The following is a 19,833-nucleotide window of genomic DNA, read 5'->3' as shown; positions in this document are numbered from 1 at the left end:
TAGCCCTCCTGTACCGCAGAGGAAGACGGTGACCAGCAATGGCCCAGCCAGACCTCCGGCATCCCCTGTTCGCCCGCTTCTACGCCCGGATCGCGGGTCCGGCACTGGAGAAGGCCGGTGTCACCGAGTACCGCACGCGCCTGCTGGCCGGGCTGTCCGGCCGGGTGATCGAGATCGGCGCGGGCAACGGCCTGAACTTCCCGCACTACCCGCCCGAGGTGGAACGCCTCACCGCGGTGGAACCGGAACCGCACCTGCGCGCCCTCGCCACGGAGGCCGCCCGCACCGCGCCGGTCATCATCGAGGTCACCGACGCCCGGGGCGAGCGCCTCCCCGCCCCCGACGCCTCGTTCGACGCGGCCGTGGTCTGCATGGCCCTGTGCTCCGTGCCCGACCAGGCGGCCGTCCTGGCCGAGCTGCACCGGGTCCTGCGCCCGGGCGGACAACTGCGCTGCTTCGAACACGTCCGGGCGGACTCACCCGTCATGCGCCGCGTCCAGCGCGTCGTGGACGCCACCGTGTGGCCCTTGCTGTGCGGCGGCTGTCACACCGGCCGGGACACCGAAGCCGCCGTCACCGCGGCGGGTTTCACCGTCACACACCTGGAGAAGTTCGCCTTCCCCGCGGCCCGTGTCCCGTCCCCGGCCGCGACACACATCCTCTGCACCGCCGAGCGGGCCCGCACAGCAGGCCCCGCGTGAACGGCCCCGGTGACGCCCCCGCACCCGTTCCGCTCACGGACCTCACCGCGGCCCACGCCTCCCCCCACCCTCCTGGAACGCCTGGCCGGCCGGCTCGGTGCCCGGGCCTCGGTGACAGCCGCCCACGGCGAACCGGTCACCCGCGACGGCATCACCGTCACTCCGGTCGCGGGCACGGCACTCGGCTTCGGCGCGGCGCGGGCCGGGTCCCTGCGAGCGCCGGATGCCCGGTTCCCCCGCACCCGCCCTCGGCCCGCACCCGTCACCCCTTCCGCGGCGCTTGACCGTTGCCGGCCGTGCCGGGAGGACCGCCATTGACAGGGACGGCTAATGTAATTAGCTTTAGGCTAATTACATTAGCCAAATCTGGGGGATGTCATGACGGAGTACCTCGACACCGGCGGCGGCACGATCGCCTACGAGGTGGCCGGCTCCGGGCCGCTGATCGTCCTGGCGCACGGCATGGGCGACAGCCGTGCCGCGTACCGTGCCGTGATCCCGCCGCTGGTCGCGGCCGGTTACCGGGTCGCCGCCGTGGATCTGCGCGGCTGCGGCGAGTCCGGCGTCGACTGGCCGGCCTGGAGCCGCACCGCCATCGCCGGCGATCTGCTCGCCGTGATCCGCCGGCTCGGCGGCCCGGCCGTACTCGTCGGCCACTCGGTCTCCGGCGGCGCCGCCACCATCGCCGCGGCGCGGGAACCCGCGCAGATCACCGCGGTGGTCGAGCTGGCACCCTTCACCCGCAAGCAGTCCGTCCGCCTCGGCGACCTGCGGGTGAAGCGCTTCCGGCGGGGCATGCTGCGGCTGCTCGGCACCGGCCTGTTCGGGAGCGTGCCGCTCTGGCGCTCGTACCTCCGCGTGGCCTACCCCGGCGTGAAGCCGGCCGACTGGGACGAACGGCTCGACCGCGTCGACACCCTGCTGCGCGAGCCGGGCCGGATGAAGGCCCTGCGGGGCATGGGCCGCAGCGCCCCCACCGACGCCGGCGCGCAGCTCGGCAACGTCCGCTGCCCGGTCCTGGTCGTGATGGGCACGCTCGACCCCGACTGGGCCGACCCGCACGCCGAGGGTTCGGCGGTCGTGGACGCCCTGCCCTCCGGTCTCGGCCGCCTCGAATTGATCGAGGGCTCCGGGCACTACCCGCACGACCAGTTCCCGGACCGGGTGGTCTCGCTCCTGCTCGGCTTCCTCCGCTCGGAGGCCGCCCGTGCCTAGGGCCGGGCTGGACCCGGAGACCGTGGTCGCGGCCGGTGCCGCCCTCGCCGACGAGACGGGCTTCGCCCATCTGACGATGGGTTCACTGGCCCAGCGGCTCGGCGTGCGCACCCCGTCCCTGTACAAGCACGTGGCCGGCCTGGAGGACCTCAACCGCCGCATCGCGGCCCTGGCGTTGAGCCAGGCCGCCGACGCCGTCGGCGCCGCGGTCCAGGGGTACGCGGGCCGTGACGCCCTGGCGGCCGCGGCGCGCGCCTTCCGGGCCTTCGTCGTGGAGCACCCCGGCCGCTACGCCGCGACGATCGGCGTGGAACCGTCCGGCCCGGACGATCCGGCGGCCGCCGCGGGCCAACGCCTGCTCGGCGCGTTCACGGCGGTGCTGCGCGGCTACGAGATCGCGGAGTCCGACGTGGACCACGCCCTGCGCCTGCTCCGCAGCCTCTGCCACGGCTTCGCCACGCTCCAGGCGGCCGACGGCTTCCGGTGGAGCGCCGACATCGACGAGAGCTTCGAGTGGCTGATCGCCTTTGCCGACCGGGGCCTGCGCGCCATGTGAGCGGGCCGCCGCCGGCTGTGCCGGGCGACGGGCGGACGGACGGGCGGACGCGGATCCGGACGACGCCGGGAGACGGCTGCATGCCGGACGCCGGGCGGTACGACGAGCCGGCAGGCCCGGCCGCCTGACGCTGCGGCAGGGATTCCGCGGCGCGCGGCGATCGGTGACCGCGACCCGGCTGTGGGCCGTTGAGCTGCCCGGACAGCTTGTCCGACGGTGCCGGGGCTGTCCGGGACAATCCGCGGACCGTCCGGGACAGCCGATCCTCCTACCCGCGCAGCAGCGCCGTGGCCAGACTCGTGGCGCGGCCGGCACCGTCCGATGTGCCGGCGGCTCCTGTTCACTCCTTGGAGGGAAAACAGCATGACTGTTCGCACGTTGTTCGCGGGTGCCGGGGTGGGTGCCGCGCTCGTTCTGGGGACCGTCACCGCACCGGCCCAGGCCGCACCGGCACCGGCACCGATGTCCCCGGCCGGAATCCTGTCCTGCCCGTCCGGCGCACCGGCCGCCTCACCGGGCTACCGGTGCCTGTCGTCGTACTCGACGGCGGACCAGTGCCATGCCGGGGTCGCGCGCAACATCTCCGTCACTCCCGCGACCATGGGCTACTGCGCCTGGCGCTCCCCGAGCTGGTGGGGCTACGTCAACTACTGACAGCCCGGATCCGGATCGCACTGACGACACCCGCACACCCGGGCCGCCGCCGTGCCTTCGCAGGCGCTGCCCCGGGGGGACGATCTTGTTGCGATTCCCGCGCGAACGGTGCCCGGCGGGCCGGGCGGCGCCCCGGCTCGACGCTCCCCGGGGCCGCCCGGTGTGACGGTCCCCGATCCGCACGGTGTGCGTGCGGTGGCGGAGGAGCCCCGTACCGTCATGGCGCGGGGCTCCTGCGCGTTCGCCCGTGGACGGGCGGCCGCGCGGGCCGACGACCGGAAGCGGCTCCGGTGCGCGGCGGCGGCTCCGGCACCGGGGACAGCGGCGGCTCCGGCGCGGCGGCTCCGGCACCGGGGACGGCGGCGCCGGGCTGCCTCCGGTCTTCAGGGGCGGCGGCTCGCGAGGACGCAGAACTCGTTGCCCTCCGGATCGGCCAGGCACACCCAGCTCTCGCCGCCGTTCTGGCCGACGTCGGCGTGCCGGGCCCCCAGGTCGAGCAGCCGGCGGACCTCCTCGTCCTGCTCCCGGTCGGCGGGGTTGACGTCGATGTGCAGCCGGTTCTTGACGGTCTTGCCCTCGGGCACGCGGGCGAAGGTCAACGCCGGCGGCACCGGCCCGGGGCTCCTCGCGCCCTCCGGCGCCTCGGGGGAGTCGATGGTGACGACCCCGTCGCCCTCCTCCTTCACCTCGTAGCCGAGGACCGAGCACCAGAACCGGGCCAGACCGCCGGGATCGGCACAGTCGATCGCCAGCTCGGTGAACCTGCTCGCCATGCGGGGACCTCCCGGTCGGATGTGATGTGCGTCCGCCGGGGCCCGTGGGGTCGCGGGCGTCGCGGTACGGCTCCGGCTACTCGCTCAGAGTCTGCTCCGTGGTGAACTCCAGCAAGCCCGTGACACCCCCCTCGCGGCCCAGACCGCTCGCGCCGAAGCCGCCGAAGGGGACCCGGGGGTGGTTGGGCGCTCCGTTGTTGATGCCGACGATGCCGATGCGCAGCCGCGACGCGAGAGCGCGGGCGCGGTCGGCCGGAGCGCAGACGTAGCCGCCCAGGCCGTAACCCCAGCCGTTGATCTCGTCGACCACCCGGTCCTCGTCCTCGTACGGACGGATCGCCACGACCGGGCCGAAGATCTCACCGGTCCACAGGTCGAGGTCGTCGTGGCACTCCACGACCGCGGGCCGCACGAAGGTGCCCTGCCCGGGGACCGGCGCGCCGTACCGGACCGGGGCGCCGGCCCGTTCGGCGCCGGTGACCAGGCCGTTGAGGCGGTCCTGTTCGGTCCGGCTGATGACCGGTCCCAGGTCGACGGAGTCGTCGGCGGGGTCGCCCACGCGCAGCTTCTCGACGCGTTCGGCGAGCAGCCGGAGCACGGTGTCGTACTGGCTGCGGTGCACGCAGACGTTGTTGGCGGCGATGCAGGAGGCGCCGTTGTTGCGGAACTTCGCGACCATCAGCGCCTCGACAGCCGCCTCCGGGTCGGCGTCCTCGGTGATCAGGAACGGGCCGCGGCCGCCGAGTTCCAGCACCGCGGGCAGGAAACGGGCGGCGGCCCGGCCTGCCACGATCCCGCCGACCCGGGTCGAGCCGGTGAAGGTGAGCGCCGCGACCCGGGGGTCGGCGACCAGCGCACCGGTCAGCCCGGCCCCGTCACCGGCCACCACGGTCAGCGCGCCCTCCGGCAGATGGCGCAGGCAGATCTCGGCGAGCCGCAGGGCGGAGGCCGGGGCCAGTTCGCTGGACTTCAGCACCACGGTGCAGCCCGCGGCCAGGGCGGCCGCGGCCTTCCTGGCAGGGATGGACAGCGGGAAGTTCCAGGGGGTCACCGCGGCCACCACACCCAGCGGCACCCGCCGCACCGTGAAGCGGCGGCCGGGCAGGCCCACCGGGTCCTCGGCGCTGCCGTCCGCGTGCGGGGCCGCCTCGGCGAACCAGTCGAAGAAGGCGGCGGAGAAGCCGATCTCGGCGCGTGACTCCGCCAGCCGCTTGCCGGTCTCCCGGGTGACGAGCAGCGCGAGGGAACCCTCACCCGTCTCCTCGGCGGCGGCCCGCAGGTCGGCGGCTATCGCGCGCAGCGCCTCGGCGCGCCGGGCGGTGGGGGTCGCGGCCCAGCCCGGCCCGGCGGCGTGGGCGGCGGTCACGGCACGGGCGGCCACGGCGGCGGGGACACCCGCGACCTGGGCGACGACGGCGCCGCTCGCGGGATCGGTGACGGTGAGCGGAACGTCGCCGTGCTCGGGGGCGGGCAGCAGGGCACCGGGGAGGACATCCGGGGTCAGCATGGCAGGGGCTCCGTCTCTGTGCTGGTCGTGCGGTACGTGGTGAAGCGGTCGACGGCCCCGGGGTCGTAGTCGAGTCCGAGGCCGGGGCCGGCGGGAACGGTGAGGGTGCCGCCGGAGGTGAGGCGGGGGCCGGTGGCGATGCCGGTGCGCAACGGGTTGGGCCGCAGGTCGAGTTCGACCAGTCCGGGCCGGGGCGCGGCGGCGACCAGCTGGACGCCCGAGGCCAGGCCGGGGGCGGCGCTGTAGCAGTGCGGGCTGAGCCGGGCCGTCCCGGGCCGCCGGCCGGCGGTGTCGCTCATGCTGACGCCCGCGGTCTTGGCGGGGTCGGGCTGGAAGTGCGCGAGGCCGGGCAGTGCGGCGTACCCGGCGCAGGCCTCCGCTCCGTAGACGTTCTCGCCGCCGGCCAGCCGGACGCCGGTGCGGCGGGCGAGTTCGGCCAGTTCGGCGGGGCGGTCCTCGGCGAGCGGTTCCTCGAACCACTCGATGCCGAACGCGCCGAGCAGCCCGCACATGCGTTCCGCGGTCGGCAGGTCCCACGCCTGGTTGGCGTCGGCGAAGACGGGGAGGTCCGGCCCGGCCACGGCCCGGACCTCCCGGACGGTGGCCAGGTCGGTCTCCTCGCCGAAGCCGACCTTGATCTTCACCGCGCCGAGGCCCTGTTCCAGGGCCCGTTCGGTCAGCCGTGTCACATCGGTGGGGCCGACGCCGCTGCCATAGGCCGGCACCGCGGCGGGCAGCGGGCCGCGGTGCCCCGCGCGTTCGGCGAGCAGGGTGGCCAGCGGTGCCCGGCGGGCCTGCCCGAGCAGGTCCCACGCGGCCATGTCGATGCCGCTGAGCGCCTGCCAGAGCGGGCCGGGGGCGCCCCACTGCCGGGCGACGCCGTGCAGCCGGGCGGCGAGGTCCGTCATGAGCGCGGGCGGGTCCGCGGCGTCGGCGCCCAGGACGTGGGGGCGGATTCCGTCCAGGGTGGCCAGGCGTTCGCGCCAGCCCCAGTCGGGGTGGTTGACCCAGCTCTCCCCGGTGCCGTACAGGTCGCCGGAGCGGAGGGTCACCAGGACCGTGCGGCGCGCGGTGAGCGAGGAGAACGACATGGGGACGCGCTCGCGCAGCGGGACGGCCAGCACCCTGACGGTGATCTCGTCGACGGGCAGGGTCAGGGGCGCGGGCGAGGGCTCGCGCGCGGTGCCGGGCGAAGGCGCGGTGCCGGGCGAGGACAAGAGGCCGGATACGGGCGAGGACGCGGTCATACGCCTGCCCCGGCCGGTGCGGCGACGCCGAGGGCGGTGCCGTTGGCCTCCAGGGCCCGGCGGATCGCGGCGGGCGGCTCGGTGTCGGTCACCAGCGTGTGGAACCGGTCGAGGCGCTCCAGCAGCACCGGGGCCGAGCTGAGGAACTTCCCGGCGTCGGCGAGGAGTACGACATGGTCGGCTATGTCCATCAGGGCCTGTTTGGTGGGCCGTTCCAGGTCGTAGGCGCCGTAGCAGCCGCGCTCGTCGACGGCCGCCGCGCCGAGGAAACACCAGCGGACCCGGAGCCGGGCCGCGGCCTCGACGGTGGCGGGGCCGACGAACGCCCGGCTCGGCGGGTAGAGATCGCCGCCGAGGCCCACGCACCGGCTCTCCGGCCGCTCCAGCAGGGCCTGCATCACCGGTACGGAGTGGGTGACGACGCTGCCCGCGAAATCCGCGGGCAGGGCGTCGACCAGGGCGTGGGCGGTGGTGCCGGCGTCCACGGCGATGGTGTCACCGGGTCCGACCAGAGCGGCGGCGGCCTGCCCGATGAGCGTCTTGGGGCCGGGGTTCTCGTGTGCCCGGGTGCTGTAGTCCTCACCGGGCGGCAGGCTCACACCGCCGTGGACGACCCGTACCTCCCCGGCCTCGTCGAGCCGCCGTACGTCGCGGCGGACCGTCATCTCCGATACGGCCAGCTCCCCGGCCAGGTCCGCGATGGAACAGAATCCCGTACTGCGGACCCGTTCCAGGATGGCCCGGCGGCGGGCCGGGGCGGCCTCGAACCGCATGGCGCCTGAGATCACCGCGTCGCTCCCCTCTGCTGTGCGCTGCATGTTGGAAAACTACCATCCATCGACGCGGACTTGAGCCCCCTGTCCCGAACTTCTGGCAGCGCTCAGCTCGTATGTCATTTCTCGGACAAGGCATTGACGCTCTTGTGCCTCGCCGTTAACGTCCTCGCAACGGTTGTTAGGAAACGAACATCTGGAGTAACCGTGGACGTCACGTTCGTGGGGCTCGCGACCTGGGACACGGTCGTTCAACTGCCCCGCCTGCCGGACGCCGACGGCCGCGTCGTCGCCGAAGCCCTGTGCACCGCCGGCGGCGGTCCCGCCGCCACCGGCGCGGTCGCCGCCGCCCGCCTCGGCCTCCGGGCCTCCCTCGTCGCCGCCGTGGGCACCGACCCGGAGGCGGAGCTGATCCGCGCGGGCCTCGCCGCGGAAGGCGTCGGCACCGAGGGCGTCGCGGCCCTGCCCGGTCACACCTCGGGGGCCTGCGTGGTCCTCGTCGACCGGCCCCGGGCCTCCCGGGCCATCTGCGTACGGCCGGGCCCCGAGCTGCGGCTGGCGCCCGGGACCGCGGCCGCCGAGGCCGTCCTCGCCGCCCGGCTGGTGCACGTGGACCATGTCGGCCTGCCGGCCGTCGAGGAGTTGCTGGGCACCCTCCCGGAGGCCGCCCCGCGCCCGCTGGTCAGCTACGACGCCGGGAACCTCGGCCCGCGCCGGTGCCCCGCGATCGTCGACGTGTACGTCCCGACGCTGGCCGCGCTGCGCGAGGTCTACGGGGACCGGGCCGCCGGTGCGGACCCGCTCGCCCTGCTGGCCGCGGCCCGCGCCGACGGGGCCCGGCTGGTGGTCGCCACCGACGGCCCGAACGGCGCGTACGCGGCCGGGCCCGACGGCACCCACCACGTCCCAGGCCACCGCGACGTGACCGTCCGCAGCACCCTCGGCGCAGGGGACGTCTTCCACGGCGCCCTCGTCGCCGCACTCGCCCGTGACCGGGCCCTCCCGGACGCGCTGGCCTACGCCAACGCCGCGGCTGCCCTGTCCTGCCGCGGCCTCGACGGACGCAGCGGCATCCCCGGCGACACCGAGACCCGGGAGCTCGCCGCCCGGGTACCGGCCGCGCCACTGGCGGCCCCGGCGGTCCGCTGAGACGGTCCCGGCGGCCGGCTGAGACGGTCGCGACAGTCGGCTGAGACCGTCCCGGCCGTCCCCGGCCGCGGCCCGGCCCTCCCCGACCCCCCTCCGCCCCTTTCCCGGTCCGCCGCGACACCGCGGACCGCGTCACCGATCCCCCAGGCCCCAGGCCCCCAGACCCCCAGACCGGCGCCCGCACGCCGCGCGCGCCCGAACCGAGAAGCCAGGAGCACCATGACCGCCACCGCCACCGCCCGCGACCTGTCCGCCATCGCCCGCCCCTCCGGAGGGTTCGCGATGCTCGCCGTGGACCAGCGCGAGGCGCTGCGAGCGATGTTCGCCGAGCACCAGTCCGGGCCGGTCACCGACCAGCAGATCACCGACTTCAAGATCGAGACCGTACGGGCGCTGACGCCGCACGCGTCCGCCGTCCTGCTGGAGCGGCAGTTCGCCCTGGAGCCGGTGCTCGCGGCCGATGCCATCGCGCCGGGCTGCGGCCTGATCGCCGCCGTCGACGAACTCATCGGTGACGACAAGGAGTTCGTCTCACGCGTCGAGATCGACCCGGCGGTCTCACCGGCCTGGGTCTCCTCCGTCGGCGGTGTCGCCCTCAAGCTCCTGGTGCTGTGGCGCCCGGACGAGGACCCCGCCCCGCGTGTGGAGATGACCCGGCGGTTCGTCGCCATGGCCCGTGAGGCCGGCCTGATCAGCATCCTCGAACCCGTCTCGCGCACCTCCCGCGACGGCTCCCCGTGGACCTCCGCGGAGTGGAACGACGGTGTGTTCGCCGCCGCCCGCGAACTCGGCGGACTCGGCGCCGACCTGTACAAGGCGGAGGTCCCGCTGCACGGCGAGGGCGACGAGGCAGCCGTGCGCCGGGGCTGCGCGGAGCTGACCGACACCATCGGCAGCCCGTGGGTGGTGCTCTCCAGCGGTGTGCCGCACGAACTGTTCCCGCGCGCCGTCCGGCTCGCCTGCGAGGAGGGCGCCTCCGGCTTTCTCGCCGGGCGCGCGGTCTGGCGGCAGGTCGTCGGCGCCGGTGACATCCCGGCCGCCCTGCGGGAACACGCCGTCCCCCGGCTGCGCGAGCTGGGCGAGATCGTCGACGCCGCCGTCGCCGGGCGCTGACAGCGGTCACCGTGCCGCGGGACACCGCGCGGACCGCGGGGAGGAGAGCGCATGACGGTCACCACGACCGCGCTGCTCGTGCTGAGCGTGCTGGCCGGCGCCTGTACCCAGCGCGTCACCGGCCTCGGCTTCACGCTCGTCGCGGGCCCGCTGCTGACGCTGCTGCTGGGCGCCGTCGAGGGCGTACGGCTGGCCAACCTGCTCTCGCTGCTGGCCGGCCTGGCCGTCCTGCCGGCCGTGTGGAGCCGCGTCGAACCGCGCCGGGTGCTGCCGCTGGCCGTTCCCGCGCTCGCCGTCCTGCCGCTCGGCGCCCTCCTCGCGGCCTCGCTGCCCGGTCCGCCGCTGCTGATCGGCGAGGGCCTCCTCGTCCTGGCGGCGCTCGCCGCCCTGCACCGCTTCCCCCGCCCCGCGTGCCTGCGGGGCCGGGGCGGCGCGGCCGGCACGGGCGCGGTGTCCGGGCTGATGAACGTCACGGCGGGTATCGGGGGGCCCGCCGTGACCCTCTACGCCGCGGCCACCGGCTGGGAGCAGCGCTCCTTCGTGGCCTGCATGCAGCTGTACTCCGTCCTGCTCAACGCCGGCTCGCTGGCCGCCAAGGGGCTTCCGGCCCTGCCGGCCACCGTGCTCGGCGGTGCCGCGGCCGCGACTCTGGCCGGAGCCGTCCTCGGCACCCTGACCGCCCGGCGGGTCCCCGCCGCCCGGGCCCGTCAGGCCGTGCTCACCGTCGCGGCCTTCGGCGCCGCGGGAGCCATCGTCAAGGGAGTGATCAACCTGTGAACCCCACCCGTACCACCGGTGCCGCCCGGCCCACCGCGGACACCGCGGACACCGCGGACGTCCCGTCCGGCCGCCCGGCCACGGCCGGGCGGCCCGCAGCGGCCACCGGGCCCGGAGTCGCCGCCTCCGCCGCCCGGGATTCCCACGGCGGTCCCGGCTCCGGCACCGTCCGGCAGGTCGTGCTGGGCGAGGACGGCCGGATCCAGCTCCAAGAGGGCCCGGCGCCCGGGCCGTGCGGCCCGAACGACGTCCTGCTCGCCCCGCTGCGGCTCGGCATCTGCGGCAGCGACGTACACGTGCTGCGGCGCGCCCACCCCTTCGTCTCACCTCCCGTGGTGACCGGTCACGAGTGCGCCGCCCGCGTGGTCGCGACCGGAGCGGAGGTCACCGCCTGCGCCGCCGGGGACATGGTGGTCGTCAACCCGCTGCTCACTTGCGGCGGCTGCGAGCGCTGCCGGTCCGGCCGCGCCAATCTGTGCCCGTCGGCCAAGGTGCTCGGGTTCGCGGTGCCGGGTGCCGCCCGGGACCGTTTCGTCCTGGACCAGCGGTACTGCCACCGGGTGCCGGACGGCGTCCCCGCCGCGCGCGCCGTCCTGGCCGAGCCGCTCGCCGTGGGCTGGCACGCGGCCGGCCGGGTGACGGACGGGCTCGGCCGCGTCCTGGTCATCGGCGGCGGACCCGTCGGCCTCGCCGTCCTGGCCGCCGCCCGCGCCCGCGGTGCGCGGCACATCACCCTCGCCGAACCCGTCGCCGCCAAGCGGGCACTGGCCGAACGCGGCGGCGCCGACCGGGTGCTCGACACCGCCGGGGCCGCCGGTGCGGCAGTGGCCGACACCGTCTTCGACTGCGTCGCCGCCCCCGCCACCCTGGCCGCGGCCGGTGCCGCCGCCGTGCCGGGCGGCACCGTGGTCGTCGTGGGCGTGCCCTCCGGCGACCGGCCGCTCCCGCTGGCCCGGCTCCAGCGCTGGGAGATCGACGTCCTCGGCACCGGGCTCTACCTGGGTGCCGACATCGACGCGGTGATCGCCCGCATCGCCGCGGACCCCGCCGTCGGCGACGGCCTGGTGACGGCCGAGCACCCCGTCGAGCGGGCCGCCGACGCCTTCGCCGCCACCGACGACCCGGAACAGGTCAAAGTCCTCATCAGCTGGCCCGAGCCGGCCGGGGACTGACGCGTCCACGGCACAGCGCCATCACGTCTCAACGAGGAGATCCGATGCCCCGTCCCCAGCCCCACTCCCCCGCGGTCTCCGCGACTCCACCGGCCGGCCGGCCGCCCCGCATGGCCAAGGTGGCGTTCGGCAGCTTCGCCGGTGCGCTCATCGAGTGGTACGACTTCTTCGTCTTCGGCACCGCGGCCGCCCTCGTCCTCGGCAAGTTGTTCTTCCCCGGGGACAACTCCACACTGGCCACCCTCAGCGCCTTCGCCACCTACGGCGTCGGCTTCCTCGCCCGCCCGCTCGGCGGCATCGTCTTCGGTCACTTCGGCGACCGCGTGGGCCGCAAGAAGGCCCTGCTCACCACCCTGGTGATGGTCGGCGCCAGCACCTTCGGGATCGGCCTGCTGCCCACGTACGAAACGGCCGGGTACCTGGCGCCGCTGCTGCTGGTGCTGCTGCGGCTCGTCCAGGGCTTCGGGCTCGGCGGCGAGTACGGCGGCGCGTCGCTGATGACGGTCGAACACGCCCCGCTGCACCGGCGCGGACTGTGGGGTTCCGTCCCGCAGGCCGCCGCCTCCACCGGCATCCTGCTGGCCACCGGCGTCTTCGCGCTCGTCACCCGGCTGCCCGACGAGCAGCTCTACGCCTGGGGCTGGCGGGTGCCGTTCCTGCTGAGCGCTGTGCTGATGGTCGTGGGCCTCTTCATCCGTGCCAAGATCTCGGAGACCCCCGACTTCGAACGACTGAAGAAGACCGACACGGTGGCCCGGCGCCCGCTGGCCGACCTGATGCGCAATCCGCGGCCGGTCGTTCTCACCTTCGGCGCCCGCATCGCCGAGGCGGTCTCCTCGAACATCGGCAACGCCTTCGCCATCTCCTACGTCGCCGGGCAGCTCGCCGTCGACCGGACGGTGCCCCTCAACGCCATGCTCGTGGCCTCGGCACTCGGCATCGTGGCGACCCCGCTGTTCGGCGCGCTGACCGACCTCGTCGGGCGCCGGCCCGTGTATCTCGCGGGAGCAGCCTTCGTGGTCCTGGGGGCGTATCCGTTCTTCCTGCTGCTCGACACGCGGTCCACCGCCCTCATCTGGACCGCCATGATCGCGATGTACATCTTCGGGCCGACGCTGATGTTCGCCGGGCAGTCGACCTTCTTCACCGAGATGTTCGGGCCGAGCGTCCGGTACACCGGGCTCTCCGTCGCCTACCAGGGTTCCGCGGTGCTCGGCGGGCTCACCCCGCTGATCGCGGCGGCGCTGCTGACGACGGCCGGTGGACGGCCGTGGCTCGTCGCGGGCTTCCTGGTGCTGTGCGGGCTCGTCACCACATGGTGCGTGTACCGCAGTCCGGAGACGCTCCCCCGGCGCGCGGCAGGTGCCGGCGAGCCAGCCCGGGAGGGCACGGAGGCGTCCGTGGCGTCGTGACCGTGCCGGGCGGCGGGGCCGCCCGCCGCGGACGGCGCGGACGGCCGGCCGGAAGGCCCGCGTGGCCCGCGTCACCCCGGCGGACGGCCCCGCCCTCCGCGGCACCACGGCGGCAGCTCGCGCCCGGGTGCCGCGTGCCGGTCCCGTCATGCCGGGCGGCGGGATGCGGCACCCGGCGTACCGTGGTTCCGTCGGCATCGCCGGGAACGCTGCCGACGACACGCTGATGTTCGTGCCGTTCCCCGAGCCGCCGCCGGGATCCTCCCCCTGCGTCGTTCCCGCCGCGATCCGGACGTGGGGTCAGGGCTCGACCTGGGAGAGGAAGATCCCCCAAGCAGTCTTGGCGATGTCGGCGCCTTCGGCACAGATGCTCTCCGCCTCCGCGTGCAGCGGTGGCGGGGGCTGCGGTTCGTCGCTGAGCCCGTAGCAGGGAATCGTGTCACGCAGCGGTCCGAGTGTGTCCCGGAAACCGGCGGCCGCGCTGAGAACCGCGCCGTAGAGGAGATCGGCGTGCTCGGGCTCGCGCTCCCGCAGGCGCCGTGCCGTGTCGGAGGCGACCTGGTCCGCCGCGGTGATCGCCTTTCCGCATGCGGTGTCGTCCAGCGGGGTGGTGAGGGTGCACTGGTCCAGGTCCGCCCCCGGGTGCTCGGCCTTCGCGGCCTTGAAGGCGTCCTGTGCGTCCCGCGTCAGCTCCGATGTGGCCGGCGGCTCAGAGGAGGTTCCGGCGTCCGGGACCGGGGCCGGGGACGACGACGGCGGAGCGGTCGAGCGGGTCGGCGACGACGGCGTGTCGGGTGAAGAGGCGCTTCCGCAGGCGGTGACCAGTGCCGCGAGGACCACGAGCGAGAGCGGCCCGCGGGCCCGTCGCAGCCACGCGCGGTGGCGGCGGGCGTGTTCGCCACGACGGGACTCGGTCTCAACGCCCCGCTCGTCGCGCGGGACGGCGAACAGGCTGCGCCGGACTCGTACCACGATCGTTTCCATTCCGAGAGTACGAACCGGTGTCCCGGGGGCCACGCGACCCGGACCAAGCCTTGCCCCGCCGCGCAGCCGGTTCCGGCTGACGTCGTGGAGAAGTCCTCGTCCGAGCCTCCGTCCGCTAGCGGATCGGTGCCGCCCGCGGTGTCACCGGCGCCTTGACATGGACGACTACAGCACCGGTGGGATTGTTCAGCAGGTGACCCGGTCGCACCGAACAACTCATCCGCCAGTGCGCGAGGGCGGCTTCGGCCGCACGGCGTGGAAGAAGCACCGTTGGCCGGCGTGGTTTCCGCAGCCGGCCGGGCACTGCCGCGCGTTTCCGGCCGACGACGCCCCAACCGCCGCTGACGTCCAGCGCTGTTCCGTACAGATGGTGCACCTTCGACCGGACCACCACGCGGCGCTCGGCGACCAGCTGCTCCAGGAACGCGGCTTCGTTCTCCGGCTTCGCGTCCTGCGGGACCATCGCGAGCAGTTCCCGGCCGACCGCGTCGCCGGGGACCGTCGTGACCTCGGAGACCTCGGCCTCGCCTTCGGCCACGGCGAACGACCGGACGTCGCCGCCCTGCACGTGCAGCGCCGCACGCGGGTCGGCTCGCAGGTGCCCGGCCTTGACACGGTCGGCCGTCGTCGAGAACCGCGCGACGCGGGCCCCGGAGTCCCAGCTGTACGCCATGGTGGTCAGGTGGGGATGGCCGCTGCGCTTGACAGTGGCGAGCGTGCCGAACTCCTGCCCGCCGAGCAGGCCGGAGAGGGCTTCGTCGGACAGCGTGCGAGGCCTGGGGCGTTGCGTCATGACGTGATCGACGTCCGCAGCCGTCCGGTGATTTCCCGGACACCCGAGGGGCCCCGGCCCCTCACTCCGTGTCCCGGCCCGCCGTCAGCGCGGTGACCAGGTCGTCCAGGGTGTCGAACCGCCCGTCGAAGGCGTCGGTTTCCGCCGGCGGATCGCCGGCCGGCCGCCGGACGTAGGCGGTTCGCAGGCCGCACGCCCGGGCTCCGCGGAGGTCCCAGGCGTGGGTGGCCACCATGAGCACGCGCTCCGGTGGGCATCCGGCGGTGTCGACGGCGAGCTGGTAGACCTCCGGCGCCGGCTTGTACGCCCCGACGGATTCGCCGGACAGCGCCTGGTGCCAGCGCAGCCCGGCACGGGCGCTGAGGTGCAGCAGAGCGGTACGGGCGGCGTTGGAGAGCGCGAGCACGGGGAGCTGCCGCGCGAGCCGGTCGAGACCGGCCACGGAGTCGTCCCAGGGAGGCAGCCGCCGGCCCGCTGTGGCCAGCCGGGCGATGACCGCCGGGTCCGTGAGCCCGGCCCGGCCGGCCACCCGCCTCGCGGCCTCCGCGTCGACCACATCGGTACCGGCGTACGCGCGGCGCCCCTCCGCCATGTGCCGCTGCTGGAGATCTACATGCCGCTGCCACACCCCGAGCAGTTCCCCGACCGACGCACGGCCGGACGCACGGCCGGAGGCGCCGTCCGACGCACGGCCGGAGGCACTGGGGGACGCTCCGCCGGACGTGGCCACCGCGTCGCGCATCGCCGCCCGGAGCCCGCGGTGTTCGTCCACCAGTGTTCCGAGGACGTCGAAGACGACGACCTCGACGCCGCGGAATGCGTCCATGCGCGCTCTCCTGTCCGTAACGATCCGTCACCGGTTCAACTGGTGACGACCTTGCCACCGGTGCCGTCACCGGTCAAGATGGTGACGTGCACTTCGCGTTTGTGAGCGGCAACCCGGCCCTCGATCTGGCCGGCACCGTGGGGTCCCGTCGAGACGGGCCCGTCGACCTTCTGGCCGGCCCCGCGGACCTCGAGCGGTGGGTCGCCGAGTGCGACGGGCTTCCCGGCCGTGTCACCGCCGGACCCGCCGACTTCGAGTCCGCGCTGTCACTGCGCGAGGCGGTCTACCGGCTGGCGCTCGACCGCGTGCTCGGCCGGCCCTTCGACCCGGGCAGCCTCGACACCGTGAACGCCGCTGCCGCCGGACCGGTCCCCGCCGTCGAACTCGGCGACGCGGGGGTGCGCGTCACGGGAGACATCACCGCGGCGCTCTGCCACGTGGCCAGAAGCGGGATCGCTGTGCTCGCCGACCCCGGGGCCTGCCTCAAGGAGTGCGGCCGGACCGACTGCACGCGCATCTACCTCGACCGCTCGCGCGGCGCCCGGCGCACCTGGTGCGGCATGGAGGCGTGCGGCAACCGCGTCAAAGCCGCGGCCTACCGCGCCCGCAGACGGGCTCCGGCCACAGCCGGCGGCCACGGGCCCGGCGAAACGACCTGACCCGCGCCCGGGCGGCGGACGGCCCGCGGCCGTACATCCCGGCGCGCACCGCACAACCGCACGAACGCCGGTACGGTGCCGGGCACCCCGTTTCGCCGCGGGCGCGCCCGGCCCGCACTCCTCCACCCCGCGGCCGAGCGGGGTCCGCCCGCACGCGACGGACCGCGCGTGGGCGGATCCGTGCCGAGGGACCGTCAACACACCGTCAACACCGCCCCGCCGCCGGACGGTCAACACCGCCGCACCGCGGGCCGTGGCCGCGAACTCCGCGGACAGGACCGCGGCCGCCGGCACCCGGAGCTGCCCGGAGGCGGGGTCGGCGAATTAGTTTTCCCTCTTTGAGGACAAAGTATGGACGTGGTCGGCAAAACATCCATACCCTGAGCGTCGCTTGGCCACAGAAGTCTGCGTAGCACCACACGAAGCACGCGGAGGAAGAGTGAAGCCTCGCCCCACGTTCGGATCCCGCCCCAGACGTCCCGGTCTTCGAAGAGCCGCCGGACTGCTGCTCACCACGCTCTTCGTCGGCGGTCTGACTACGCCCGCCGCCGCCGGCAGCACGAAAGACCCGCGGCCGTTCGCGGATCTGCCCCCACAGGAACCCGGAGTGACGCTCCGGGTCTTCGACATCCAGAGGCCGCTCAGCGAACTCTGCGACCTCAAGCCCGCCCAGACCCCCAATGTGGACCAGCTGATCCCCACCGTCGACTGGAACTCCACCGACGGCTTCGGGTTCAGCGACAACTTCGTGTCGGAGATCAGCGGCAACCTCAATGTCCCCGAGGCCGGCACCTACGCCTTCCGGCTGATCAGCGACGACGGCTCGCGCCTCTTCCTCGGCGGCCAGCAGGTCGTCGACCACGACGGGCTGCACGGCGCCGAGCCCAAGGACGGCGAGATCACGCTGGACGCGGGCTACCAGTCGCTGCTCATCGACCACTTCGACGCGGGCGGCGAGCAGCAGGTCACTCTCCAGTGGAAGCCGCCGGGGGCGTCCGAGTTCACCGTCGTGCCCAACTCCGTGCTCAGCACGGACGCCGGTGTCGTACGGGTCACCGCACCCGGCAGAAAGGAGTGCGAGGGGACCACGGACACCCCCGGCGACGGCCTGCCCCTGACCGAGGTGAACCCCGGGTACACGCTGACGGATCTGCGCCCCGAGGGCTTCGAGCCCCAGGTGTCCGCCATGGACTGGCTTCCCGACGACCGGCTCGCGATCACCACGTGGGGCGGCAGCGACCAGACCGAGGGCGAGGTGTACCTCCTCGACAACGTGACCGGGGACACCGGGCCCGAAAAGGTCACGTACAAGAAGGTCGCCGACGGGCTCAAGGAGCCGATGGGCGTCAAGTACGTGGACGGCAAGCTGTACGTGTCGGAGAAGCACCAGCTGACGGAGCTGAACGACACCGACGGCGACGACACCGCCGACGAGAAACGCAAGATCGCCGAGTGGCCGTTCGGCGGCAACTTCCACGAGTTCGCCTTCGGGCTGGACTACGACCGGGGCGACTTCTATCTGAACCTGTCCGTCGCCATCAACTACGGCGGCGCGACCACCGACCCGCAGCCCGCCGAAAACCGCGGCACCACCATCAGGGTCGACAAGGAGACCGGAGAGATCGATTATCTCGCCGGTGGCCTGCGGACACCGAACGGCATCGGCCGCGGCCCCGACGGGGACCTCTTCGTCACCGACAACCAGGGCGGCTGGCTGCCGGCGTCCAAGCTCGTACACATCAAGCAGGACCGGTTCTTCAATCACTACACCAACCCGGACGGCCCCTTCGACGACAAGCCCGTCACGAGGCCGGTGCTCTGGCTGCCGCAGAACGAGATCGCCAACTCGCCCAGCACCCCGATGCAGCTGAAGGACGGCCCGTTCGCCGGGCAGATGGTCTTCGGGGACGTCACCTACGGCGGCCTGCAGCGGGCCGACCTGGAGAAGGTCGACGGCGAGTACCAGGGCGCGGTGTTCCGTCACACGCAGGGCCTGGAGGCCGGCATCAGCCGCATCAGCACCGGGCCCGACGGCGCGATCTACACCGGCGGCCTCGGCGCCGACGGCAACTGGGGACAGGCCGGCAAGCTCCGGTTCGGCCTGCAGAAGCTGACCCCCAACGGCAAGACGGCCTTCGACATCAAGACGATGCGCGCCACGCCGGACGGTTTCGAACTCACCTACACCAAGCCGCTGTCGGAGGAGACCGCGGCCAAGCTGGCCGAGGGCGGCGCGTACTCCGCCGAGCAGTGGCGCTACGTGCCGACGCCCGAGTACGGCGGCCCGAAGATCGACGAGGAGTCACTGCCGGTCACCTCGGCGCAGCTGTCCGAGGACCGCCGCAAGGTCACCCTCACCATTCCGGGCCTGAAGAGCGACCGCGTGGTGCATGTACGCTCCCCGCGCCCGTTCTCCGCGGAGAGCGGCGAGCAGTTGTGGTCCACCGAGGCCTGGTACACCCTCAACGCCAAGCCGGGCGCCGAGGAAGCCGCCACCGTGTACGACGCCGAGTCGGCCCGTCTCTCCGGCGGCGCGGACATCGACACCGAGCACGCCGGCTACACGGGCGGCGGCTTCGTCGACGGCCTCGGCGACCAGGGAGCCTCGGTGAGCTTCGATGTCGAGGTGGACCGGGCGGGCGCCTACGACGTGGGCCTGCGGTACGCCAACGGACCGTATCCCTCCGCCGGTACGAAGACGCTCGGGGTCAGCGTCAACGGCGGCACGGCGCGGCAGACCAGCCTCCCGTCCACCGGCGAGTGGAACCAGTGGTCGACCGCGACCGAGCGTCTCACCCTGCGCAAGGGCCGCAACACCGTCACGTACGCCGTCGGCGAGGGGGACACCGGGCATGTGAACCTCGACGCGCTCCACGTACGCCGCCCCGGGGCCCGGATCGACCTGTTCTCCGGCGGCAGCATCGCCGACGCGTGGCAGCACACCGACGGCCGCAGCCCCGAATGGCCGCACACCGCCGGGAAGTCCATGGAGGTGTGCTGCGGGGATCTGCGGACGAAGCAGCACTTCGACGACTTCAAGCTGCACGTCGAGTTCCGCGTGCCGAGGCTCCCCGACGATGTCACCGGCCAGGACCGGGGCAACAGCGGTGTCTATCTGCAGGACCGCTACGAGATCCAGATCCTCGACTCGCACGGCGTGCCGCAGCTCGCCGACAACGAGGCGGCGGCGATCTACCAGAAGAAGGCCGCCGACCTCAACGCGGCGACGGCGCCGGAGACCTGGCAGACGTACGACATCACCTTCCGCGCGGCCCGCTTCGGCGCGGACGGCGACAAGACCGAGGACGCGCGGGTCACGGTCGTGTGGAACGGCGAGACGGTGCACGACGACGTGGCCGTGGACGGGCCCACCGGCGGCGGCGCCGCCGAGTCGGCCGCGGCGGGGGCGATCCGGCTCCAGGACCACGGCAACAAGGTGCGGTTCCGCAACGTCTGGGTGAAGCCACTGCCCTGATCCGGCGACCCCTCCGGATCCTCGCGGACCGTCATGGCGGCCGCCCC

General features: G+C 74.1%; 17 protein-coding genes and 1 pseudogene. 11 read left to right on the top strand and 7 right to left on the bottom strand.

The annotated features are described in order from the left end of the window. Positions 1-38: 38 nt before the first annotated feature. From GCU69_RS13515 to GCU69_RS13500, 4 genes are all read left to right on the top strand, one after another. Positions 39-701 carry a class I SAM-dependent methyltransferase gene (locus tag GCU69_RS13515; protein ID WP_098750159.1) on the top strand — a complete coding sequence of 221 codons (663 nt, stop codon included), beginning with the start codon at positions 39-41 and terminating at the stop codon, positions 699-701. Between the two features lie 378 nt (positions 702-1,079). Further along, positions 1,080-1,916: an alpha/beta fold hydrolase gene (locus GCU69_RS13510; RefSeq protein ID WP_156206191.1), complete on the top strand. Its 837-nt coding sequence runs from the start codon at positions 1,080-1,082 to the stop codon at positions 1,914-1,916. 22 nt (positions 1,917-1,938) lie between these two features. Further along, positions 1,939-2,472 (top strand): TetR/AcrR family transcriptional regulator, encoded by a 534-nt coding sequence (locus tag GCU69_RS13505; protein WP_156206235.1) that lies wholly within the window; start codon positions 1,939-1,941, stop codon positions 2,470-2,472. 363 nt (positions 2,473-2,835) lie between these two features. Then, positions 2,836-3,126 (top strand): hypothetical protein, encoded by a 291-nt coding sequence (locus tag GCU69_RS13500; protein ID WP_098750162.1) that lies wholly within the window; start codon positions 2,836-2,838, stop codon positions 3,124-3,126. A gap of 383 nt (positions 3,127-3,509) precedes the next feature. On the opposite strand, the gene GCU69_RS13495 is transcribed toward GCU69_RS13500, so the two are convergent. From GCU69_RS13495 to GCU69_RS13480, 4 genes are all read right to left on the bottom strand, one after another. Further along, positions 3,510-3,899 (bottom strand): VOC family protein, encoded by a 390-nt coding sequence (locus GCU69_RS13495; protein WP_098750163.1) that lies wholly within the window; start codon positions 3,897-3,899, stop codon positions 3,510-3,512. A gap of 76 nt (positions 3,900-3,975) precedes the next feature. Further along, positions 3,976-5,406 (bottom strand): aldehyde dehydrogenase family protein, encoded by a 1,431-nt coding sequence (locus GCU69_RS13490; protein ID WP_156206190.1) that lies wholly within the window; start codon positions 5,404-5,406, stop codon positions 3,976-3,978. After that, positions 5,400-6,653, bottom strand: coding sequence for a mandelate racemase/muconate lactonizing enzyme family protein (locus GCU69_RS13485; protein WP_156206189.1), 1,254 nt, complete (start codon positions 6,651-6,653; stop codon positions 5,400-5,402). Before GCU69_RS13485 ends, GCU69_RS13490 begins: the two co-directional genes overlap by 7 nt. Continuing rightward, complete coding sequence (locus tag GCU69_RS13480; protein ID WP_098750166.1) at positions 6,650-7,471, bottom strand: DeoR/GlpR family DNA-binding transcription regulator; 822 nt, start codon at positions 7,469-7,471, stop codon at positions 6,650-6,652. Before GCU69_RS13480 ends, GCU69_RS13485 begins: the two co-directional genes overlap by 4 nt. 162 nt (positions 7,472-7,633) lie before the next feature. On the opposite strand from GCU69_RS13480, the gene GCU69_RS13475 reads away from it, so the two are divergent. The 5 genes from GCU69_RS13475 (at position 7,634) to GCU69_RS13455 (ending at position 13,049) form a co-directional block, all read left to right on the top strand. Continuing rightward, entirely contained in the window at positions 7,634-8,575 is a 942-nt protein-coding gene (locus GCU69_RS13475; protein ID WP_170315841.1) for a carbohydrate kinase family protein, read from the top strand. Positions 8,576-8,794: 219 nt separating this feature from the next. Continuing rightward, a complete protein-coding gene (locus GCU69_RS13470; RefSeq protein ID WP_098750248.1) occupies positions 8,795-9,688 on the top strand; it encodes an aldolase in 894 nt (297 codons plus the stop codon). A gap of 51 nt (positions 9,689-9,739) precedes the next feature. Beyond that, positions 9,740-10,465, top strand: a complete 726-nt coding sequence (locus GCU69_RS13465) for a TSUP family transporter (RefSeq protein WP_098750249.1) — start codon at positions 9,740-9,742, stop codon at positions 10,463-10,465. After that, on the top strand, positions 10,462-11,637 hold the full coding sequence (locus tag GCU69_RS13460) for a zinc-dependent alcohol dehydrogenase (RefSeq protein ID WP_156206188.1): 1,176 nt from the start codon (positions 10,462-10,464) through the stop codon (positions 11,635-11,637). Before GCU69_RS13465 ends, GCU69_RS13460 begins: the two co-directional genes overlap by 4 nt. 44 nt (positions 11,638-11,681) lie before the next feature. Further along, a complete protein-coding gene (locus GCU69_RS13455) occupies positions 11,682-13,049 on the top strand; it encodes an MFS transporter (RefSeq protein WP_218037920.1) in 1,368 nt (455 codons plus the stop codon). A gap of 300 nt (positions 13,050-13,349) precedes the next feature. Here the strand turns inward: GCU69_RS13455 and GCU69_RS13450 are convergent, their stop codons facing one another. The 3 genes and pseudogenes from GCU69_RS13450 to GCU69_RS13440 form a co-directional block, all read right to left on the bottom strand. Continuing rightward, a complete protein-coding gene (locus GCU69_RS13450; RefSeq protein ID WP_156206187.1) occupies positions 13,350-14,033 on the bottom strand; it encodes a hypothetical protein in 684 nt (227 codons plus the stop codon). A 337-nt stretch (positions 14,034-14,370) separates the two neighbouring features. Beyond that, positions 14,371-14,826 (bottom strand): annotated as a pseudogene (locus GCU69_RS13445) (pyridoxamine 5'-phosphate oxidase family protein); the annotation flags it as partial. 61 nt (positions 14,827-14,887) lie between these two features. Further along, the gene (locus tag GCU69_RS13440) at positions 14,888-15,652 is read right to left on the bottom strand and encodes a haloacid dehalogenase type II (RefSeq protein ID WP_156206186.1); all 765 of its coding nucleotides are present in this window, start codon (positions 15,650-15,652) and stop codon (positions 14,888-14,890) included. Positions 15,653-15,738: 86 nt separating this feature from the next. On the opposite strand from GCU69_RS13440, the gene GCU69_RS13435 reads away from it, so the two are divergent. Together GCU69_RS13435 and GCU69_RS13430 are read left to right on the top strand one after the other, a co-directional pair. Then, entirely contained in the window at positions 15,739-16,311 is a 573-nt protein-coding gene (locus GCU69_RS13435; protein ID WP_098750253.1) for a CGNR zinc finger domain-containing protein, read from the top strand. Between the two features lie 439 nt (positions 16,312-16,750). Continuing rightward, positions 16,751-19,786, top strand: a complete 3,036-nt coding sequence (locus tag GCU69_RS13430) for a family 16 glycoside hydrolase (protein WP_156206185.1) — start codon at positions 16,751-16,753, stop codon at positions 19,784-19,786. The last annotated feature ends 47 nt before the right edge of the window (positions 19,787-19,833 follow it).

It is taken from the genome of Streptomyces lycii, assembly GCF_009735685.1.
GTDB lineage: Bacteria > Actinomycetota > Actinomycetes > Streptomycetales > Streptomycetaceae > Streptomyces > Streptomyces lycii.
Note: the sequence above shows the minus strand (reverse complement) of the source record. Positions and strands in the feature narration are given on the sequence as shown.